This is a genomic window from Chryseobacterium indologenes (assembly GCF_018362995.1).
Lineage (GTDB): Bacteria > Bacteroidota > Bacteroidia > Flavobacteriales > Weeksellaceae > Chryseobacterium > Chryseobacterium indologenes_G.
In genome coordinates this window covers 3,026,383-3,046,411 of sequence record NZ_CP074372.1, presented here as the reverse complement: position 1 = coordinate 3,046,411, position 20,029 = coordinate 3,026,383, and the positions used below count along the sequence as shown (strand labels likewise).

17 protein-coding genes are annotated in these 20,029 nt (G+C 36.9%); 13 read left to right on the top strand and 4 right to left on the bottom strand.

Features of this window, described 5'->3' with window-relative positions:
* Positions 1-99: 99 nt before the first annotated feature.
* From DYR29_RS13735 to DYR29_RS13725, 3 genes are all read left to right on the top strand, one after another.
* Positions 100-1,785 carry a M23 family metallopeptidase gene (locus DYR29_RS13735; RefSeq protein ID WP_213277320.1) on the top strand — a complete coding sequence of 562 codons (1,686 nt, stop codon included), beginning with the start codon at positions 100-102 and terminating at the stop codon, positions 1,783-1,785.
* 90 nt (positions 1,786-1,875) lie between these two features.
* Positions 1,876-3,168 carry a phenylacetate--CoA ligase family protein gene (locus DYR29_RS13730; RefSeq protein ID WP_213277319.1) on the top strand — a complete coding sequence of 431 codons (1,293 nt, stop codon included), beginning with the start codon at positions 1,876-1,878 and terminating at the stop codon, positions 3,166-3,168.
* 77 nt (positions 3,169-3,245) lie between these two features.
* On the top strand, positions 3,246-3,848 hold the full coding sequence (locus DYR29_RS13725; RefSeq protein ID WP_213277318.1) for a hypothetical protein: 603 nt from the start codon (positions 3,246-3,248) through the stop codon (positions 3,846-3,848).
* Between the two features lie 32 nt (positions 3,849-3,880).
* Here DYR29_RS13725 and DYR29_RS13720 read toward each other — a convergent pair whose 3' ends face one another.
* Positions 3,881-5,137, bottom strand: a complete 1,257-nt coding sequence (locus DYR29_RS13720; RefSeq protein WP_213277317.1) for an NAD(P)/FAD-dependent oxidoreductase — start codon at positions 5,135-5,137, stop codon at positions 3,881-3,883.
* 98 nt (positions 5,138-5,235) lie between these two features.
* Between DYR29_RS13720 and DYR29_RS13715 the strand changes: the two genes are divergently transcribed.
* The 10 genes from DYR29_RS13715 (at position 5,236) to DYR29_RS13670 (ending at position 17,871) form a co-directional block, all read left to right on the top strand.
* Positions 5,236-6,756 carry an HAL/PAL/TAL family ammonia-lyase gene (locus tag DYR29_RS13715; protein WP_213277316.1) on the top strand — a complete coding sequence of 507 codons (1,521 nt, stop codon included), beginning with the start codon at positions 5,236-5,238 and terminating at the stop codon, positions 6,754-6,756.
* Between the two features lie 81 nt (positions 6,757-6,837).
* Positions 6,838-7,569 carry a 3-oxoacyl-ACP reductase FabG gene (gene fabG / locus DYR29_RS13710; protein WP_142718894.1) on the top strand — a complete coding sequence of 244 codons (732 nt, stop codon included), beginning with the start codon at positions 6,838-6,840 and terminating at the stop codon, positions 7,567-7,569.
* Position 7,570: 1 nt separating this feature from the next.
* Complete coding sequence (locus DYR29_RS13705) at positions 7,571-8,791, top strand: beta-ketoacyl-[acyl-carrier-protein] synthase family protein (RefSeq protein ID WP_213277315.1); 1,221 nt, start codon at positions 7,571-7,573, stop codon at positions 8,789-8,791.
* A gap of 4 nt (positions 8,792-8,795) precedes the next feature.
* Entirely contained in the window at positions 8,796-9,050 is a 255-nt protein-coding gene (locus DYR29_RS13700; RefSeq protein ID WP_047377388.1) for an acyl carrier protein, read from the top strand.
* Positions 9,051-9,171: 121 nt separating this feature from the next.
* A complete protein-coding gene (locus DYR29_RS13695; RefSeq protein ID WP_213277314.1) occupies positions 9,172-10,056 on the top strand; it encodes a lipid A biosynthesis acyltransferase in 885 nt (294 codons plus the stop codon).
* A gap of 175 nt (positions 10,057-10,231) precedes the next feature.
* Positions 10,232-11,758 carry a phytoene desaturase family protein gene (locus DYR29_RS13690; RefSeq protein WP_213277313.1) on the top strand — a complete coding sequence of 509 codons (1,527 nt, stop codon included), beginning with the start codon at positions 10,232-10,234 and terminating at the stop codon, positions 11,756-11,758.
* 2 nt (positions 11,759-11,760) lie between these two features.
* The gene (locus tag DYR29_RS13685) at positions 11,761-13,449 is read left to right on the top strand and encodes a C45 family autoproteolytic acyltransferase/hydolase (RefSeq protein WP_249413502.1); all 1,689 of its coding nucleotides are present in this window, start codon (positions 11,761-11,763) and stop codon (positions 13,447-13,449) included.
* Positions 13,446-13,811, top strand: a complete 366-nt coding sequence (locus DYR29_RS13680) for a hypothetical protein (protein WP_213277312.1) — start codon at positions 13,446-13,448, stop codon at positions 13,809-13,811. The genes DYR29_RS13685 and DYR29_RS13680 overlap by 4 nt, the downstream gene beginning before the upstream one ends.
* A 7-nt stretch (positions 13,812-13,818) precedes the next feature.
* On the top strand, positions 13,819-15,075 hold the full coding sequence (locus DYR29_RS13675) for an alpha/beta hydrolase (RefSeq protein ID WP_213277311.1): 1,257 nt from the start codon (positions 13,819-13,821) through the stop codon (positions 15,073-15,075).
* Positions 15,076-15,231: 156 nt separating this feature from the next.
* On the top strand, positions 15,232-17,871 hold the full coding sequence (locus tag DYR29_RS13670) for a T9SS-dependent M36 family metallopeptidase (protein ID WP_213277310.1): 2,640 nt from the start codon (positions 15,232-15,234) through the stop codon (positions 17,869-17,871).
* 51 nt (positions 17,872-17,922) lie between these two features.
* On the opposite strand, the gene DYR29_RS13665 is transcribed toward DYR29_RS13670, so the two are convergent.
* The 3 genes from DYR29_RS13665 to DYR29_RS13655 are packed head-to-tail and all read right to left on the bottom strand — an operon-like array spanning position 17,923 to position 19,953.
* A complete protein-coding gene (locus tag DYR29_RS13665) occupies positions 17,923-19,095 on the bottom strand; it encodes a DUF2062 domain-containing protein (protein ID WP_213277309.1) in 1,173 nt (390 codons plus the stop codon).
* Between the two features lie 4 nt (positions 19,096-19,099).
* Positions 19,100-19,576, bottom strand: a complete 477-nt coding sequence (locus DYR29_RS13660; protein WP_213277308.1) for a hypothetical protein — start codon at positions 19,574-19,576, stop codon at positions 19,100-19,102.
* Positions 19,573-19,953 carry a 3-hydroxyacyl-ACP dehydratase gene (locus DYR29_RS13655; protein WP_142718904.1) on the bottom strand — a complete coding sequence of 127 codons (381 nt, stop codon included), beginning with the start codon at positions 19,951-19,953 and terminating at the stop codon, positions 19,573-19,575. Before DYR29_RS13655 ends, DYR29_RS13660 begins: the two co-directional genes overlap by 4 nt.
* Positions 19,954-20,029 lie beyond the last annotated feature (76 nt).

Below are 20,029 nucleotides of genomic sequence, written 5' to 3'. Positions count from 1 at the left end.
GCGTATAAAAATAAAAGTGATTTAAAAATAGTTTGTGGAAAGAACTGCTTATTGGCCGGGATTTTGTACATTTAAATAGACCTATAAACCAAATGCTGTATGAAAATCTTTCCAAAAATGATGCTTATTATTTGTTTAATTAATAACATCATCACACACGCTCAAAATTATCCTCAAAATTATTTTCGGAACCCATTAAACATTCCCATGCAGCTGGCTGCCAACTTTGGGACGATCCGTACAAATCATTTTCATATGGGATTGGATTTGAGAACCAACAGTCAGGAAAATCTGCCTGTTCTTGCAGCTGCAGAAGGTTATGTCAGCAGGATAAAAGTAGAGCGCTACGGATTTGGAAACGCTGTGTACATTACTCATCCCAACGGTTATACCACAGTGTATGCTCATTTGAATAAATACTTCAGTAAGCTTGATGAATATGTGAAGGAGAGACAATACAAAGATGAAAAATGGGAACAGGATATTACTTTTCAACCCGGACAGTTTCCAGTGGATAAAGGGCAACAAATTGCGTTAAGTGGAAATACCGGAGGATCTGCAGGTCCGCATCTGCATTTTGAAATAAGAGATACCAAAACAGAAGAATGTCTCAACCCGTTACTTTTCGGTTTTGCCATTCCTGATACTGTTGCACCGATTATCAGTGGACTCTACTGGTATGACAGACGTTTCAGCACTTATGAACCTGGAACGAACGGAATTGCAGTGAAGAAAGCAGGAAATGTTTATACGGCTAATCTCGTTCAGGTTAATTCTCCGGAAATAAGTTTTGCCATTAAAGCTGTAGACAAGGCCAATCAGGGTTTTAATCTGGGGATTTATAATGCAGAATTATTGATGGATGACAAGCTGATTTACAGTTTTAAAATTGATAAAATACACTATGATGATACCCGCTATATCAACGGCTGTATAGATTATACCAAATTCATCAGGGATAAAATGGGAATTCAGCACCTGGCTGATTTACCGGGAATGAAACTTCAGAATTACAGTACCCCGAATTTGACTGGGATTATCAATCTTCAGGATGAGGAGGTTCATAACATTGAAATAGTCCTGAAAGATGTTAAAGGAAATACCAGTCGATTAATAACAAAACTCCAGTTAAATAAAACTTCAGAAAAAATATCTGCTACAGGGAAAACGGTAATGCCTAATGAAGGAAAAACAATTTCCACCGAAAATGCAGAGATTGATTTCAGTAAAAATGCGGTATATGATGCTGTAAATTTCAATATGTATGAAATGGCGGATGCCGATCAGAATGCAGTTTCAAACAGCATTGTTTTACAAAATCCATACATTCCTGTTCAGGATGAATATACTTTGAAAATAAAACCCAATAGGAAGTTATCTGACGCTGAAAAAGATAAAGCCGTTATCCTTCTTGATTATGGAAGTGATAAGGTTGTGGTAAAAGCAAAATGGAGTGGTGACAGGGCAGAAGGGCAGTTCAACAGATTGGGTACGGCGAAATTATTAATAGACAATACCCTGCCGTCTGTTTCATCTGGATGGGCAGAAGGAGCATTGGTAAATAGCAGTTCTATATTGTTAAAAGGAACAACGAAAGTGGGTGATATTATTTCATTCCGGGCTGAGCTGGATGGAAAATGGCTTCGCTTTGCCCGTGTAAAAGATAATTTTGTCTATATTTTTGATGAAAAATGTCCGAAAGGATCAGGTGCTCATACTTTAAAAGTAACCACCATAAATACTGCCGGAAATACCAATACACAAACTTTTGCCTTCCAGAGATAAAAGCTGTGGTAGAAATCATGAATACATTTTACATGAATACATCTACAATCATGTAATTTTAAATAAATTTGTTCTTTAAAATTAAAATCATTGGAATTTCGTCCGTTAATCGAGAAAGCAGGCATTCAGGAAATCAAAATATTTCAGGAAGAAAAACTTCGTGAGCTTTTGATCTATCTTGAAACTCATTCACCCTTTTATCAGAAACTGTTTAAAGAAAATAATATTCATATTGCTGACATTCGTACTTTGGAGGATCTTCAGAAGATTCCTACCACGACGAAGAATGAGCTTCAGCAGTACAATCATGATTTTTTCTGTATAACACCAGATAAAATTGTTGATTACAGTACCACTTCCGGGACTTTAGGAGATCCGGTTACTTTTGGACTTTCAGATAATGATCTTGAAAGGCTGGCATATAATGAAGCAATTTCTTTTGCCTGTGCCGGCATTCAAAAAGGAGATGTTGTTCAGATGATTACTACCATAGACAAAAGGTTTATGGCAGGTCTTGCTTACTTTCTGGGTTTAAGGAAAATGGGCGCAAGCGTAGTGAGAATGGGGCCAGGAATTCCAGAACTGCAGTGGGATTCCATTTTCAGATACAAACCAAAGTATCTGATTACTGTTCCTTCTTTTCTACTGAAGATGATTGATTATGCTGAAAAGCATGGATTGGATTATAAAAACTCAAGTGTTTATGGTGCTGTATGTATTGGAGAAAGCATCAAAAATCAGGATTTTACAGATAATATTCTTTCACAGAAGATCAAAGAAAAGTGGAATATAAAACTTTTTTCCACCTATGCTTCTACCGAAATGAGCACTGCTTTCACAGAATGCGAATTCCAGATAGGAGGGCATCACCATCCGGAATTAATTATCACCGAAATTCTGGACGATAACGGAAATCCGGTTAAAGAAGGAGAAAGTGGAGAGCTTACGATCACAACTTTAGGCGTTGAAGCCATCCCTTTGCTAAGATTTAAAACCGGAGATATTGTAAAAGCACACCATGAGCCATGCCTGTGTGGAAGAAATACGATGAGGTTAGGACCTGTAGTAGGAAGGAAACAACAGATGATCAAATATAAAGGAACAACGCTGTATCCGCCGGCAATGAATGATATTTTAAATGATTTCAATAATATCTTATGCTATCAGATTGTCATTCAGGCCAACGAAATAGGTCTTGACGAAATTATCATTAAACTAAGTACAGAAGAAGAGCACGATAGCTTTGTCAATGAAGTGAGAGACCATTTCCGGGCAAAATTGAGAGTAAGTCCGAAGATTGAAATTATTGATTTTGACATTTTGTCTAAAACTGTTTTTAATCCAAACAGCAGGAAACCAATCACTTTTATTGATCTGAGATAAAATTAAAAATAAAGAGCGGAAGATTTCTTTTTTATAATATCTTTGAGCCCTTGAATATATAAAGCTAATAAAAAAACATGAAAAAATTATTATTGTTACTCTTTGTAGTAATCGGTGTAGTAACATTTGGACAAAATCAGATTAATGTAGAATCCGGGAATTTTGACTTTCTGAAAGATCAGACAGAAGTAAATGTTCAGGTGAAATTTGAAAATGTTGCTTTTCAGGTAGAGAATTATACTGAAGCTCAGTATCTTGAGAAAAGAAAAACAGAAACCATAGCTAAAAAGAGTGAAGAGGCCTGGGGAAAATGGATCGGTGCATGGGAAACGTTTAAAAACACGGAATATTTGGATTATTTCCTGAAAGGAATCAACAGAAAGTCTAAAAAAATTGCCTTCAAAAAAGATACTCATGCTAAGTATACACTAATTGTTGATGCAAAATGGATTTATGCGGGATGGCATGGTGGATTGATAGGACAGGAAGCTAAATTAACTTCAGATCTGATTTTCGTAGAAACAGATAATCCGTCAAATGTGGTGATGAAACTAAAAGGAGATAAAATTCTTGGAAAACCACAAAATAAGGATTTTGTAATGGAATATGGAAGAATTGCAGGGGCATATGAACAAACTGGAAAAGATTTAGGGAAAAAAATCAAAGAAGTTATAAAATAATAAAAAACGGTCTGAAAATTCAGACCGTTTTTTTATGCTTGGTTTTGCTGTTCCTGTTTTTCTAGTTTGATCAGGTTCGCAAGGTTTTTAATCACAGTATAATGCTTTTTCACAAAAGGATTGTCTTTATTCCAGACATATCCTGCTAAAACAGCACAGATCTTTTTCTTTACATCCGGATTTTCCGGCTGATGGAAAAATAGTTCCTGAAGATTTCCGGTATACCATTCCTTTACATATGTGGTGAAAACATCCACGCCGTATAAAATATAATCCGTGTATTCTGTCTGCCAGTTGATCTTTTCTCCGTTTAATTGTCTTAATGCCAGTTTTGCTGCCAGCATTCCGGATTCTGTGGCAAAAGCCATTCCCGAAGAAAATACCGGATCAAGGAATTCTGATGCATTCCCGGTTAAAGCAAATCCGTCCCCGAATAAACTTTTAACTGAACATGAATAATCTTTCAGATGTTTAGGTTCAAAAAGAAAATCTACATTCCCAAAACGTTTTACATAATAATCGGATAGAGAAATAGCTTTTCTTAAAGCTTCGGCTGTATCTCCGTTTTCAGATAATTTATCAATATATTCAGTAGGGCCTACAATTCCTAAACTTGTATTTCCGTTGGAAAAAGGAATTACCCAAAGCCATACTTCTGTTTCAATAATGTCAAAAGAAATTAAAGTCCCTTCTTCTCCCGGCGCTCTGTTAATATCATGTACATGAGAGAAAATCGCAGAGTGAGGAGACAGTTTTGATGGTTTTTCAAGATCTAGCAGACGAGGCAACACTCTTCCGTAACCGCTGGAGTCAATCACAAACTTCGCATGGATCTCTTTCGTTTCTCCATCCTTATTTTTTACTGTAGTTACAGAATCTGTTCCGTTAAATTGTATGCCAATAACTTCAGTCTCAAATTCAAGATCAACTCCTTTATTAATGACTTCCTGAGCAAGAGTATTATCAAAATCAGCTCTCGGAACCTGCCAGGTCCAGTCCCAGCCTTCCCCGAATTTGTTGCTGAAATCAAAAATGCAGACCTCATCACCACGAAGGAAACGTGCCCCAAGCTTTTTTTCAAAGCCCATTTTGTCTAATGCGGGGAAAAGTCCAGCCTCTTCAAAGTGATCCATTACCCTCGGAATTAAGCTTTCACCCACTACCAGTCTGGGGAATTTTGTCTTTTCGACTACTTTCACGCTGACGTTATTGTTCTTCAGGTATGAAGAAGACACGCATCCGGAAGGTCCGGCTCCGATTACAAGAACGTCAACAAATTCTTTGCTCATCTTTGATTTTTTATTTTAATAATAACTTTTATCTTTGCCGCAAAATTAGTGACAAATAATTAATATTTTACAAAATTATCAACTATTACTTTTAATTGATGAAAATAAATAACTTTTTAGAACTGAAAGACTTTCAAAAAATTATCATTGAGAATGAAAAAATAGAACTGGATGAATCACTTTTATCAAGAGTGGATAAGAGTTTTCAGTTTTTAAAGGAGTTTTCAAAAAATAAAGTAATATATGGTGTGAACACCGGCTTTGGACCGATGGCTCAGTTCAAAATCAGTGATGAAGATACACACCAGCTTCAGTATAACCTGATCAGAAGCCACTCTTCAGGAATCGGAAACCCTTTGCCTGCAGATGAGGTAAAAGCATGTATGCTGGCAAGGCTGAATACTTTGTCATTAGGGAATTCAGGAGTACACCAATCTGTTATTTATCTTCTTCAGGAGCTGATCAACAGGGATATTATTCCATTGATCTTTGAACATGGAGGGGTAGGAGCAAGCGGTGACCTTGTTCAGCTGGCTCACCTTGCTTTGGTACTGATCGGTGAAGGAGAAGTCTTTTATAAAGGAGAAAGAAAATCTACCAAAGAGGTTTTTGAAACAGAAGGATTAGAACCCATAAAAGTAGAAATTCGTGAAGGACTTGCTTTGATGAACGGAACTTCCGTGATGTCAGGAATCGGTATTGTGAATGCTTATAAAGCGAATCAGCTTACAGATATTTCTCTGAGACTTTCTTGTGCGATCAATGAAATTGTACAGGCTTATGATGATCACCTGTCAGAAGCATTGAACGGAACGAAAAAGCATTATGGTCAGCAGAAAGTAGCAGAAAGAATGAGAGCTCATCTGGCAGACAGTAAACTGATCAGAAAAAGAGAAGATCACCTTTATACCCACTTTGAAGAACAGGAGAAAGTATTTAAAGAAAAAGTTCAGGAATATTATTCTTTACGATGTGTTCCTCAGATCTTAGGCCCGGTATTGGATACGTTGGAATATACAGAGAAAGTTCTTGAAAATGAGATTAATTCTGCCAATGATAACCCGATTATCAACGTTGAAGACCAACATGTTTATCACGGAGGAAATTTCCACGGAGATTACATCTCTCTGGAAATGGACAAACTTAAGATTGTGGTAACCAAACTGACAATGCTTGCAGAAAGACAGTTAAACTATCTTCTCAATGCTAAAATCAATGAAATTTTGCCTCCTTTTGTGAATCTAGGTAAATTAGGTTTCAATTTCGGAATGCAGGGAGTACAGTTTACAGCAACTTCTACCACAGCAGAAAGTCAGATGTTATCGAACTCTATGTATGTTCATAGTATTCCAAACAACAATGACAATCAGGATATCGTTAGCATGGGAACAAATGCTGCGGTGATCTGCAGAAAAGTGATTGAAAATGCTTTTGAAGTATTAGCGATCGAAGCTATTACGATTATTCAGGCTGTTGAATATCTTGGTTTCCAGGATAAAGTTTCATCCTCTACAAAAGAACTGTATGATGAAATCAGAAAAATAATTCCTGCTTTCTCAGATGATATGGTGATGTATCCGTATCTGGAGGAAGTGAAGAAATATCTGAAGGGAATGTAACTATTGGCTGTCATGAATTGTCTATTCAATAAAGACATCCTCTCAACTTAAAAAAACTAAAAACGATATAAACACTAACGCATGAAATGTGCAATTGTAACAGGAGGCTCCAGAGGAATCGGGAGGGCAATCTGTATAAAACTGGCTGAAGAGAAAAACTATCATATCCTTATCAACTACGCTTCAAACGAAACCGCAGCAAACGAAACGTTGGCTAAAGTGGAGGAATTGGGTGCTACCGGAGAAATCCTTAAATTTGATGTAGGAAATACCGAAGAGACAAAGACTGTTTTAACGGACTGGCAGGAGAAGAATCCTGATGCAGTAGTAGAAGTGATCGTCAATAATGCCGGAATCACAAGAGACGGTCTTTTTATGTGGATGCAGAAAGAAGACTGGAACAGTGTGATCAATACAAGTCTGGACGGGTTTTTCAATGTAACCAATTTCTTTATCCAAAAGCTGCTTCGTAACAAGTACGGAAGAATCATCAATATGGTTTCGGTATCCGGAGTAAAAGGAACAGCCGGACAAACGAATTATTCCGCGGCAAAAGGCGCTGTAGTAGGGGCTACAAAAGCTTTGGCTCAGGAAGTTGCCAAAAGAAACGTTACTGTAAATGCAGTAGCTCCGGGCTTTATCAAAACGGATATGACTCAGGAATTCAATGAAGAAGAATTGAAAGCCATGATTCCTGCCAACAGATTCGGAGAAGCAGAAGAAGTGGCAGATCTTGTCGCATTTTTAGCATCTAAAAAATCTTCTTACATTACAGGAGAAGTGATTAATATTAACGGAGGAATTTATTCATAACATGGAAAATAGGGTTGTAATTACCGGAATGGGAATTTATTCCTGCATCGGGACATCTTTAGAAGAGGTCAGGGAATCCCTATATCAAGGAAAATCCGGTATTGTGTTAGATCCGGACAGAAAAGAATTTGGTTTCAGGTCCGGCCTTACGGGCGTTGTTCCAAAACCCGATCTGAAAAACCTCTTAAACAGACGCCAGCGTGTCAGTATGGGAGAAGAAAGCGAATATGCTTATCTAGCGACTATGGATGCATTGAAGCAGGCAAATCTGGATGAAACGTTCCTGGATTCTCATGAAGTGGGAATTTTATACGGAAATGACAGTGTTTCTCAGGCAGTCGTAGAATCTATTGATATTGCAAGAGAAAAGAAAGATACTACATTGATGGGATCGGGAGCGATCTTCAAATCAATGAATTCAACGGTGACGATGAACCTTTCTACCATCTTTAAACTGAAAGGAATCAATCTTACCATAAGTGCAGCATGCGCAAGCGGTTCTCATTCATTGGGACTGGCTTATATGATGATTAAGAATGGTTTTCAGGATATGATCATCTGCGGAGGAGCTCAGGAAACTAATAAATATTCTATGGCTAGCTTTGACGGATTGGGCGTTTTCTCAGTGAGAGAAGATGAGCCTACGAAAGCATCCAGACCTTTCGATGCAGAAAGAGACGGATTGATCCCAAGCGGAGGAGCTGCCAGTCTGATTGTTGAGAGTTTAGAATCCGCCCAAAGAAGAGGAGCTCCAATCATTGCAGAAATTATCGGATATGGTTTTTCTTCAAACGGAGGACATATTTCAACACCCAATGTGGATGGGCCTGCTTTGGCAATGGACAGAGCGCTTAAACAATCAGGATTAAAAGCTTCGGACATCGATTATATCAATGCTCATGCAACTTCTACTCCTATTGGTGATGCCAACGAGGCAAAAGCAATCTATGAGATTTTCGGAAGTGAAGTTCCGGTAAGTTCTACCAAATCTATGACAGGACATGAGTGCTGGATGGCAGGAGCAAGTGAAGTGATCTACTCAATTCTGATGATGCAGAACGATTTTGTAGCGCCAAATATTAACCTGGAAAATCCTGATAATGAAGCACAAAAGATAAATTTAGTCGCAAAAACAAAAAATCAAAAAATTGATGTATTTTTGTCGAATTCTTTTGGGTTTGGGGGAACCAATTCTGCACTAATAGTTAAAAAATTTGATTAAAAACATGGAAAGGGAAAAAATTGTTGCTATTGTTAATGATTTTCTGGTAAATGAATTCGAGGTAGACGGAGACGAAATCAGTAACGATGCCAACCTTAAAAATACACTGGGCTTAGACAGCCTGGATTATATCGACATGGTAGTCGTGATCGAATCCAATTTCGGCGTGAAATTAGGAGAAGCAGATTTCAAGAAAATGGTAACATTTGATGATTTCTATACTACGATTGAAAATAAGATTGCTGAAAAAAACGCATAGTTATTGAGTAAATCTTTATTCTATAAAATGAGCCAATGTAATAATCTCATCGTGTTCCGGTAACGGTCACTTTTAAAAATGATATTATTACATTGGTTCTCTGTTATATTAAATTGCATATATGAACAAGTGGAAAGGTAAATCTAAAGGAACAGTACTCGGATACAGAATATTCGTCTGGTGTATTAGAAATATCGGAATCAGAAGTTCATATGGTGTGTTGTATTTTGTAGCCGCTTATTATTCTCTGTTTCAGAAAAAAAGCAACCAGTATATTCTTTATTACTTCCGGAAAAGACTGAATTATGGATACTGGAAATCCAAAACTTCAATCTTTAAGAGCTACTTTACCTTCGGAAAAGTTCTGATTGATAAAACAGCTATTTCTGCCGGGCTCAGAGAAAAATATACCTATGAGTTTGACGGTATTGAAAACCTCAGAAATCTTTTAGCTGCTAAAAAAGGAGGAGTACTGATCAGTGCCCATATCGGTAATTTTGAAATTGCAGAACATTTCTTTGCTGATATCGACTTCGACTGCCAGATCAATCTTGTAACTACAGATCAGGAGGTTACCGTAATCAAGGAATACCTGGAAAGTGTTGCCGTAAAAAAAAGCAATATCAAGTTTATTTATGTAAAAGAAGATATGTCGCATATCTTTGAAATTAACAAAGCTTTGTCAGAAAACGAGTTGATCTGCTTCACCGGAGACCGCTATTTTGAAGGATCCAAATATCTGGAAGCAGAACTGATGGGAAAAAGTGCAAAGTTTCCGGCGGGTCCGTTTTTGATCGCTTCAAGATTAGGCGTTCCGGTAGTATATGTCTATGTGATGAAAGAGAATAATCTTCATTACCACTTATACGCGAGAGTGGCTCAGAATATCAAAAATCGTGATTCACAGGGGCTTTTACAGTCATATGTTCAGAATCTTGAAACAATGGTGAAAAAATATCCTCTTCAGTGGTTTAATTATTTTGATTTTTGGGATGATGTTGATTAATTTTTCTATTTTTATCCCGAAAAAACAAACGAAAAACTAAAAACCATTAAGATGTACTAAGAATTAAGATCATTAAATAGTATTTTCCAAATAAAATTTCTTGGTTTACTGTACCAAAGTAAACTTTAAATATCTTAAATTCCCTGTTTCTTAATTATTAAAAGCACATTCTCTTTTGAAGAAAGCATATGACATACTTGTAATCGGCAGCGGATTGGGAGGTCTTGTTTCGGCTCTTATTTTGGCGAAAGAAGGTATGAAAGTGTGCGTTCTTGAGAAAAATAATCAATACGGAGGAAATCTGCAGACTTTTTCAAGGGATAAACTGATTTTTGATACGGGAGTACATTATCTCGGAGGTTTATCCAAAGGTCAGAATCTGAACCAGTTCTTTTCCTATCTGGAAATTATGAATGATCTCGAGCTTCAGCAGATGGATGAAGATGGATATGACAAAATCAGTTTCGGAGAAGAGGAAATAGAATATCCGCATGCTCAGGGCTATCAGAATTTTGTTGAACAGCTTTCTAGATATTTCCCCGAAGAGAAAGGAAACCTTGAAAACTACTGCGAAGAGATTCAGTATGTCTGCAGCCAGTTTCCAAGATACCATGTAGTAGGAAAAGACAATTACAACGAGGAAATACTGCATCTGAATACCAAAAGATTTATAGAATCCGTTACCCAGAACAAAAGGCTTCAGGCTGTTCTACTGGGTTCTAATTTTTTATATGCCGGAGACTCTGAAGATGTACCTTTCTACGTACATGCTTTAACAGTAAACTCTTATATCCAAAGTGCTTATAAATGTGTAAAAGGAGGAAGTCAGATATCTAAACTTCTGATCAGAAAACTTCGGGAGTATGGTGCGGAAGTTCACAAGCATTCAGAAGTTTCTGAATTTGTTTTTAATGAAAATAACGTATTGCAATCCGTTAAAACGAAAACAGGGAAAGAATATTCCGCGAAACAGTTTATTTCAAATATAGAGATTCGTTCCACTATTCAACTAATCGGAGAGGATAGACTTAAAAAATCCTTTCTGAACAGGGTTTTGAGCTGGAAACCGGTTTCATCATGCTTTAGTATTTATTTGGTTTTAAGACCTCAGAGTCTTCCGAATTTCAATTACAACAGATACCACTATTCATCCGAAGAACAGGTCTGGAATGCATTCCGTTACCGGAAAGAAGCCTGGCCGGAAACCTATATGCTTTCATCTACCCCTTCAAAACATCATCCTGAATTTGCAGAAAGTCTTACTGCAATTTCCTATATGGATTTTGATGAGGTGAGAGAATGGGAAAATACATTCAATACTGTAGCAGATGAGCATGAAAGAGGAGAGGCGTATGAAAGATTTAAGCTTGAAAAGACCGAGAAAATGCTGGATGCCCTGGAAAAGAAAATTCCTAATCTAAGGCATGCCATCAAAACCATATATACTTCTTCTCCCTTGTCTTACCGGGACTATATCGGGAATTTTGAAGGAAATATGTATGGATACATGAAAAGCTCAGAGAATCCCCTTAAAACAATGGTGTCTCCCCGCACCAAAATTGACAATCTTTTTCTGACAGGACAATCTGTGAATATGCATGGGATTTTAGGAGTAACCATCGGTGCTTTTAATACCTGCGCAGAGATTCTGGGAAAAGAAACGATTGACATGCGGTTGACACAAATGATTAATAAAAACTAAAAGTGAAAAAAACGAAAACCATTTATTCATCCTATAAAAGAACTCTTCTTTACCTTACTTTTTGTTTTTCCCTCACTGCCTGCGGAATATCAAAATCTATTCATCATCTTCCTAATGTAAAACACTATTCACTCGAGGTTCCGGAAGTAACCCGTATCAATGACAGTACATTCAGCTATAACCAGAATTACCTTACGAAAAATAAACAGCAGCTCTGGGAACTCTATATCAAAGGAAACCCATTACAGTTGGGTTATAATAATGGAGCCCTCACCCAAAGTTTAATGCAGAAGCAGGAAAGTATTTTCTTTTCAAAAGTAGAGGGGTTTGTACCGTCAAAATTTAAACAGAGGCTGCTGAGAGGCTTTTTAAAATGGTACAACAGAAAAATGTACCTCAATGTAAGAGAAGACTATCAGGCAGAATTATATGGTTTAGCACAATATTCCTCTGATCAGTATGATTTTATTGCTCCCAAATATTTAAGAAACCTTTATCTGCACGGAGCTCATGATATTGGGCATGCGATGCAGGATCTCGCTATGGTGGGATGTACTTCCCTTGCGGTATGGAATGAAAATACGGAAGACGGTGATCTGTTGATCGGAAGAAATTTCGATTTTTATGTAGGTGATGATTTTGCGAAAAATAAACTGGTAGAGTTTGTTCAGCCGGAAGAAGGAATTCCCTATATGTCGGTAAGCTGGCCGGGAATGATTGGTGTTGTATCCGGGATGAATAAAGAAGGAATTACAGTAACCATTAATGCTGGAAAATCAAAAATTCCTTTGACTGCAAAAACACCTATTTCCTTTGTTACAAGAGAAATCCTGCAGTATGCTAAAAATATTGATGAAGCCATTGCTATTGCTAAAAAAAGAAAAGTTTTTGTATCTGAATCTATTCTTGTAGGAAGTGCTAATGATAAAAATGCAGTTATCATTGAAGTTTCACCTAAAAATTTCGGTGTATACAGAGTGCAGAATACCAGCAGGGTTCTTTGTACCAACCATTTCCAGTCAGAAGCCTATAAAGATGACAAAAGAAATCAGAAGCATATAGAAGAAAGCCATTCGGAATACCGATATGAGAAACTTCAGGAGCTCTTGCAGGAAGAAAAAAAAATCACTCCGGAAAAGATGGCATCCATTTTAAGGAACAGATCCGGATTAAAAGATGAATCTATTGGTTATGGCAATGAAAAAGCACTTAACCAACTTCTGGCGCACCATGCTGTTATATTTTCGCCTCAGAAAAAACTGGTTTGGGTGTCTTCCAATCCTTATCAACTGGGAGAATTTGTTTGCTATGATCTGAACAAAATCTTTTCAGACAAGGGACTGCAGCCTGATGACTTTTCAAAATCAAGTTTGAATATTCCACGTGATCCCTTCGCAGACTCTGAAGAATTTAAAAACTATGAACTGTCTAAAATGCACGGAAAAGAGGTCAATGAGGCTGCCGATGATAAAAATACACTGTTGACAGATGACGCTATTTCTTCCTATCAATCTATGAATCCGGATTTTTGGCTGGTTTATTATCAGTCAGGAAAATATTATTTTAGCAAAAAAGAATACTCAAAGGCAAAAACTGAATTTGAAAAAGCTTTGACGAAAGAGATTACAACGGTTCCGGACAGAAGAAATGTAGAAAAATACCTGAAGAAAACTTTAAAGAGACTGAAATGATTCCTAAATATATAAAACTGCTGTTCTGCATTCCCTTTATCATCATTATTTGCTATTCAGTTTATTTGTGTACGGTTTACAGCTCAATACCTGAAACCATAACCATCCATGGGTATGGAAATATGAAAGACAATTACGGAAGCAAAATATTTCTTGTGATGCCGGTACTTATGAATCTTGTGATTCTCCTGTTTATCTGGTTAATTATCAGAAGACCTGATAAAATAAAATTTACTTTTGATATTAACGAAAACGAAAGAGAAAAAATTTATCATATAACGCAGTTAGCTCTGGTAATTATTGCGATATTTGTCACCATCATGATAACTCCGTTAGCATTTTCTGATGTGGTTTATAAATAATTGATCTATGAAAAAACTTTTAACCCTATGCTTTACCGTATGTTTTCTATTATCCTTTTCTCAGGACAGAAAAGAGATCGGAAATACTTTCATCAAAACGTTATTGGTAGATAAAAATATTGAAAAGGCACATTCTTATTTTGATCCTTCCATAGCGGGGCAGATTCCGGTAGATCAGCTTAAGGCTGTTACAGAACAGCTCCAGGGACAGATTGGAAGTTTTAAAACAGTTCTTGAAGTGAACAATGAAGGGAATATCTACTATTATTATTCAGAGTTTGAAAAGGCCAAACTGGATGTCCAGCTTACCTTTGGAGAAAATAATAAAATGTTCGGTTTCTTTTTAGTTCCCCATAAACCATTTGAAAAGCGGGATGAAAAGACCACATTAAAAATAAAAAGCGATGCCCTGGAATTGAATGGAACTCTATTGATTCCTACTTCTTCCAACGATAAAAAAAAGTTAGTCATTTTTGTTCATGGTTCAGGAGCGCATGACAGGGATGAAACAGTGGGCGAAAATAAACCATTTAAAGATATTGCGGAATACCTTTTAAACAACGGAATTGCTTCCTACAGATATGATAAAAGAACATATACTTATCCGGAAGCATTCAACGAAAAGTCTACTGTAGAGGAGGAAACCATCAATGATGCAGTAAATGTTGCTCAATATTTTAAAAGCAGTGTAGATTATAAAGGGTATCAGATCATTATTCTAGGGCATAGCCAGGGAGCTTATTTGATGCCTGAAATTGCTGAGGAAGCTCAGGTTTCAAAATATGTTTTCATGGCGGGTAATGCCAGACCGCTACAGGATTTGTTGATAGAACAGTATGATTATCTTCATTCCATAGATCCGGCCAAAGTTCCTGCTGAAGTTGTTCAGGAAGTAAAAAAACAGGTAGCTTATTTAAATTCATCTCAATTCAGTTTAAGTTCACCGACATCAGAACTCCCGTTGGGACAATCTGCTGCCTATTGGAAATATTTAAAAGACTACAATCAGCTTAATGAGGTTAAAAAAGTAAAAGTTCCCATGTTTTTTGCACAAGGCGGAAGAGATTACCAGGTCACCGAGAAAGATTTCAACCTTTGGAAAGAAACATTGAAAAATGATAAAACAGCAGTGTTTAAATTGTACCCAACTTTAAGCCACTTATTCATAGCAGGTTCCGGAAAACCATCTCCAAAAGATTATGAAACAAAAGGAAAAGTTGATGAACAGTTTTTGAAAGATCTTGTACAGTCTATCCTGAAATAATTTATTTTCTTTTTTTTATGGAATTTAAACTAAATAAATACATTTATTTAGTGTGATACATGTATTTTAAATAAGTCCTGTGTAATTATGTAACATTTCAGATTATTTTCCTACTAACTATTAAATCTATTAATATTTGTTAAAAAAGTAATCTAAATGAAAAAAATTCGACTTAGTGTTAAGCTGCTGTTGTTTTGTTCACTTTTAAGCGCAGGTGTAATATCTGCACAAAAATATGAACAAACAATTAAGGATTATGTTAATTCTGCTCAAGGATCATTTCAGAGAGTAAACCCAGAACTGAAAGCATTTAAAATCATTAATGTAGATCCTTCAGTAAGCTTAAAAGGGGAGGTTGTAGGGATACAGCAAACGATTAATGATATTCCTGTTTTTGGAAGTTCTGCCAATGTTTTGATCAGAGATGGGAAAGTATTGAGTTTTACTGATACTTTTATTAAAACTTATCCTACCGCTGTTAAAGGAAAAGAAAATAGCAGAAAAGCTGCATTAGTAGCCGAAACTGTTACAAAATTGAATGGCTTATCTTCAGTAAAGAATATAGATGGAAAAGAAAGCCCGATAGTGGCTAATACTGTTTACTTTGCAAAAAGTGGGGAGCTGATCCTTGGTTATCAGTTTTTTGTTGAAGAAAAAGGAACGGGTAATGTCTGGAATACCATTGTAAGTGCAGAGGATGGCACTATTTTATACCAGGAAAATACCACTTTATCATGTAGTTTTCACGATGAATCCTTCGATCATCATACAGGATCAGCCCAACAAAATATTTCGACAGTTTTTCCTGCCAATATAACTGCTCCAAATCAGCAGAACCCTGCCAATTTCGTATTAGTACCGGATAATGCATCTTATAATGTGTTTGCATTTCCTACAGAAGCGCCTACATTTGGTGCAAGAACATTATTAACAAATCCGTGGGATCTGACAGCTTCACCGGAAGGTTGGCATTCTGACGGTACCAACCATTATACAATAACAAGAGGGAATAATGCCTTTGCATATACTGATGAGAATGCTACTAATACACCACAGTTCTCTCCTGATGGAGGGGCAAACAGAGCATTTGATTTTCCTCTAGATGTAACAGCCGCCCACACTACTTATACTTCAGCAGCTGTAACCAATTTATTCTACAATTCGAATAAAATGCATGATGTATTCTATAAATTCGGATTTACGGAATCTGCAAGGAATTATCAGGTAAACAATTTTGGAAACGGAGGTGCAGGTAACGATCCTGTTCTTGCAGAATCAAGGGATGGAAGTGGTCTTAATAATGCCAACTTTAACCCAGGGGTTGATGGAACAAGCGGAAGAATGCAGATGTTCCTTTTCTCACCAGCTGGAAACGTAAGATATCTTTATTATAACTCGCCATCCAATTATACTGCCAGAGCGCCAATGGCTACTACTGCTAATTTTGGTCCTCAGATTATGGGTAATCCTCCAGTAACAGGAGATCTTGCTCTTTCAACCCCAGCTGATGCATGTACTGCAGTTACGGCCGGAAGTCTAACAGGAAAGATTGCAGTAGTAAATGCTGCAGGATGTGGTTTTGCTGTCAAAACAAAGAATTTACAGAATGCAGGAGCAGTAGGGGTTATACAATATCACCCATCAAGTAACACACCTGTAGGAATGGGAGGAACTGATGCTACAATCACAATTCCTACCATTATGGTGGGCATGTCAGAAGGTCAGTTTCTAGTGAATGAGTTGACGAACGGTACTGTTGGAAATGCAACCATCAAAACGACTGCGGTTTATAAAGATGCGAGTTTAGATAATGGAGTAATCAGTCACGAATATGGACATGGTATTTCTAACCGACTTACAGGAACAGGTAGCTCTTGTTTATCTTATATTTCGTCTAATGAACAAATGGGAGAAGGGTGGTCTGATTTCTTTGCTTTGATGATGACAATCAGACCTGGGGATACTTCTGCTATGGCCAGAGGAGTAGGAAGCTATGTTTCAGGACAAACTACCACTGGTGGAGGAATAAGACCTGCAAAATATTCACCGGATTTTGCCATTAATGATTATACCTATGGACGCACAAATGGAATGAAAATAAGCACAAGTATTTCAGGAATTCCTGTTACAGTGCCGGATGTTCACAGTATTGGTTTTATCTGGGCAAGTATGCTTTGGGACCTTAACTGGAAGTATGTGGATAAATATGGATATAACAGTAATGTTCTTGCTGACCCTAACAGCGGAAGCGCAAAAGTTTTACAGTTGGTAATGGATGCTCTTAAATTACAGCCATGTAATCCTACTTTTGTACAGGGAAGAGATGCAATTCTTGCTGCTGATCAGGCATCTACGGGAGGACAAAATAAATGTATGATCTGGACTACTTTCGCTAAACGAGGACTGGGAGTAAATGCTTCTGCGGGAGCTCTTAACGGGCTGGAATTCGGTGCCAATCAACCTTTGGCAGACATAAGCGATCAAGTGGAAGATTTTACTGTTCCTGCAGAATGTTTGGCATTAGCCGTAAAAGAAGTCAACAATTCTAAAGGAATATCCATCTATCCAAATCCTGTAAGAAATGAATTTACGATAAAAACTCCATCCGATATGAAATTATCAGGAATTACTACGGTTTCTATTTATGATTTTACAGGAAAACTAATTTCGCAGGAAAACGTTAATCTTAATAAGCAGAATACCATCAGCGCAGAAAAACTAATCAATGGTGCTTATATAGTGAAAGTAAGCAATGACTCAATTGATTATTCTCAAAAGATTATTGTTTCTAAATAAGAAATTATAGTAAATAATTGTGATAAGCCTGGAATTTTGTTCCGGGCTTTTTTAATTGTTTTCAGGGCTCACTTTATTCAAAAATAGAAAAGATGCCACTCCGGCAAGAGCAGAAAGTGAAGTGCTTAAGATAAAACTGCCGATGATATATTGAACCAAATTATTTTTTATCAGTTCAAAATTTAAATCCTGGCTTAAAATATCGCTGTCACCACTTACAAATGGTGCTCCCAGAAACAGAGAAGCTGCAATAATAAAAGGAATAAAAGGAGGAAGGCTCACATTGGAGGCTACAAATGCAAGTACTTTATTGAGTTTAAAAAGTACAGATAAACTGATCACTAAAAGCGTCTGAAATCCCCAGAAAGGCGAAAGTCCTATAAACACTCCCAAAGCTATAGAAAATGCTTTAGTACGATTACTTCCGTCACTTTCTAAGACATCTTCCTGTATGAATTTTTTAAAGCTTTTTTTTTTGAAATTATTCAGAAAATTTCTCGGAATAATATAAAATAGGGTGATTGTTACCAGAATCGTATTCAAAATACTTATTCTCGTAAAATCTTTAAAAGGTCTGAAATGTGAAACCCGTTCTGCCGGATCATATAAAACTTTGATCGGCACATTCTTTACAGGAACATGTCTCCATGCGGTTCTTACAATGATTTCGATCTCAAATTCAAACTTAGGCGTAAAATATTTCTTTGGAATTTTATGTAAAGGATAAAGTCTGTAACCGGATTGTGTATCTTCCAGCTTAATGCCGGTTTCAAACCAAAACCAGAAATTGGAAAAACGGTTTCCGAAACTGCTTTTCTTGGGAATACCATCCTGAGACATATTTCTGTTTCCAATCAGAAGAACCTCTTCTTTTTCCTGAAGCAGAGCCTCTACAAATACAGGAATATCATCCGGATAATGCTGTCCGTCTGAATCAATGGTGATGGCGTAATCATATCCTGCCTTCTTTGCCGTTCTGAAACCTGTTTTAAGGGCATTCCCTTTTCCTTTGTTCTCCGGTAATGAGATAATCGTAATCTGAGGATATTGAGTAAGAATTTCAGGCGTAGAATCTGTGGAACCGTCATTGACCACAATAATACTTCCGGTGTAGTTGAGAACACCGTCAATAACCCTGTTCAGGGTCTTTTCATTGTTGTAGGTAGGTATTAAAACGCATATCTTCTTTTCAGAAATTGCATTTTGTACTTCAGCAAGGGACATTCTTTTATTTTAAAGTGGCTCTTTCCGCCTCTGTAATAGTTTTAGACTGCATTGCAAACCTTTTGATATAGCTTTTTAATGCTGTATTCTGTTTGCTGTAATTATTCAGAAGGAATGCTTTATCATCTTTCAGGCTTCCGCGGTATCCGACAATTTTCGGGATGTTTTCCTGAACACTCATTCTTATCAGACGAAGTTCAGCATTGTTAGGATTACTTTTGATAATGCTTTCAAGGCTTGTAGCGCCTGTTTTTACAAGAGACTTTCTGTTGTTTTTGGTAATTTTGGCCTCCATAATCTTTGCTGCAGCTTTGTATCCAACAGTTACGGCATCAGAACCGGATTGTTTTTCTGCAGTTTCGATAAAGCTTGCGGTATTGGTATTGGATTCATTGGCTTTAGCATAACTGTTTCTCAGCGTTTCAAGATCAGACTGAAAGAAAAAAACAAATGCTGCTATGAATGATAAGATAAGTTTCATGATGGTATTTTTTTATAGCTTACAGACAGTTTTAATGCAATAGTCTCGCCAAAAGAAGTTGTATTTTTTACTTTAACGTCTTCTTCATTTTCGTTAATATCCAGTTGAAGCTGTAAGTCAGGAGTCTCAAAAGGATTGATGATTGCCATGAATTTTACATTGGATGCGGTTTTTAAGAACAATTTTGAACCTGTAAATTCCTCAGTAAGTTCTTTGATGATCTGCATCATGCAAACGCCGGGAGTTACCGGGTTTCCAGGAAAATGTCCTTTGAAAATATCGTGGTCTTTATTAAGATGAATGTGAGCAGTAAACTTTCCGTCTTCTGCTTTCTCATAAGATGTTAAAGTATAAAAGTCTGTAAGAATGGTTTGCATGATCTTATTTTTAAGATTAAATGTACAATACAGTCCGGTCTGAAAAATGACACTACTTATTGTGCAGTTTTCCTGT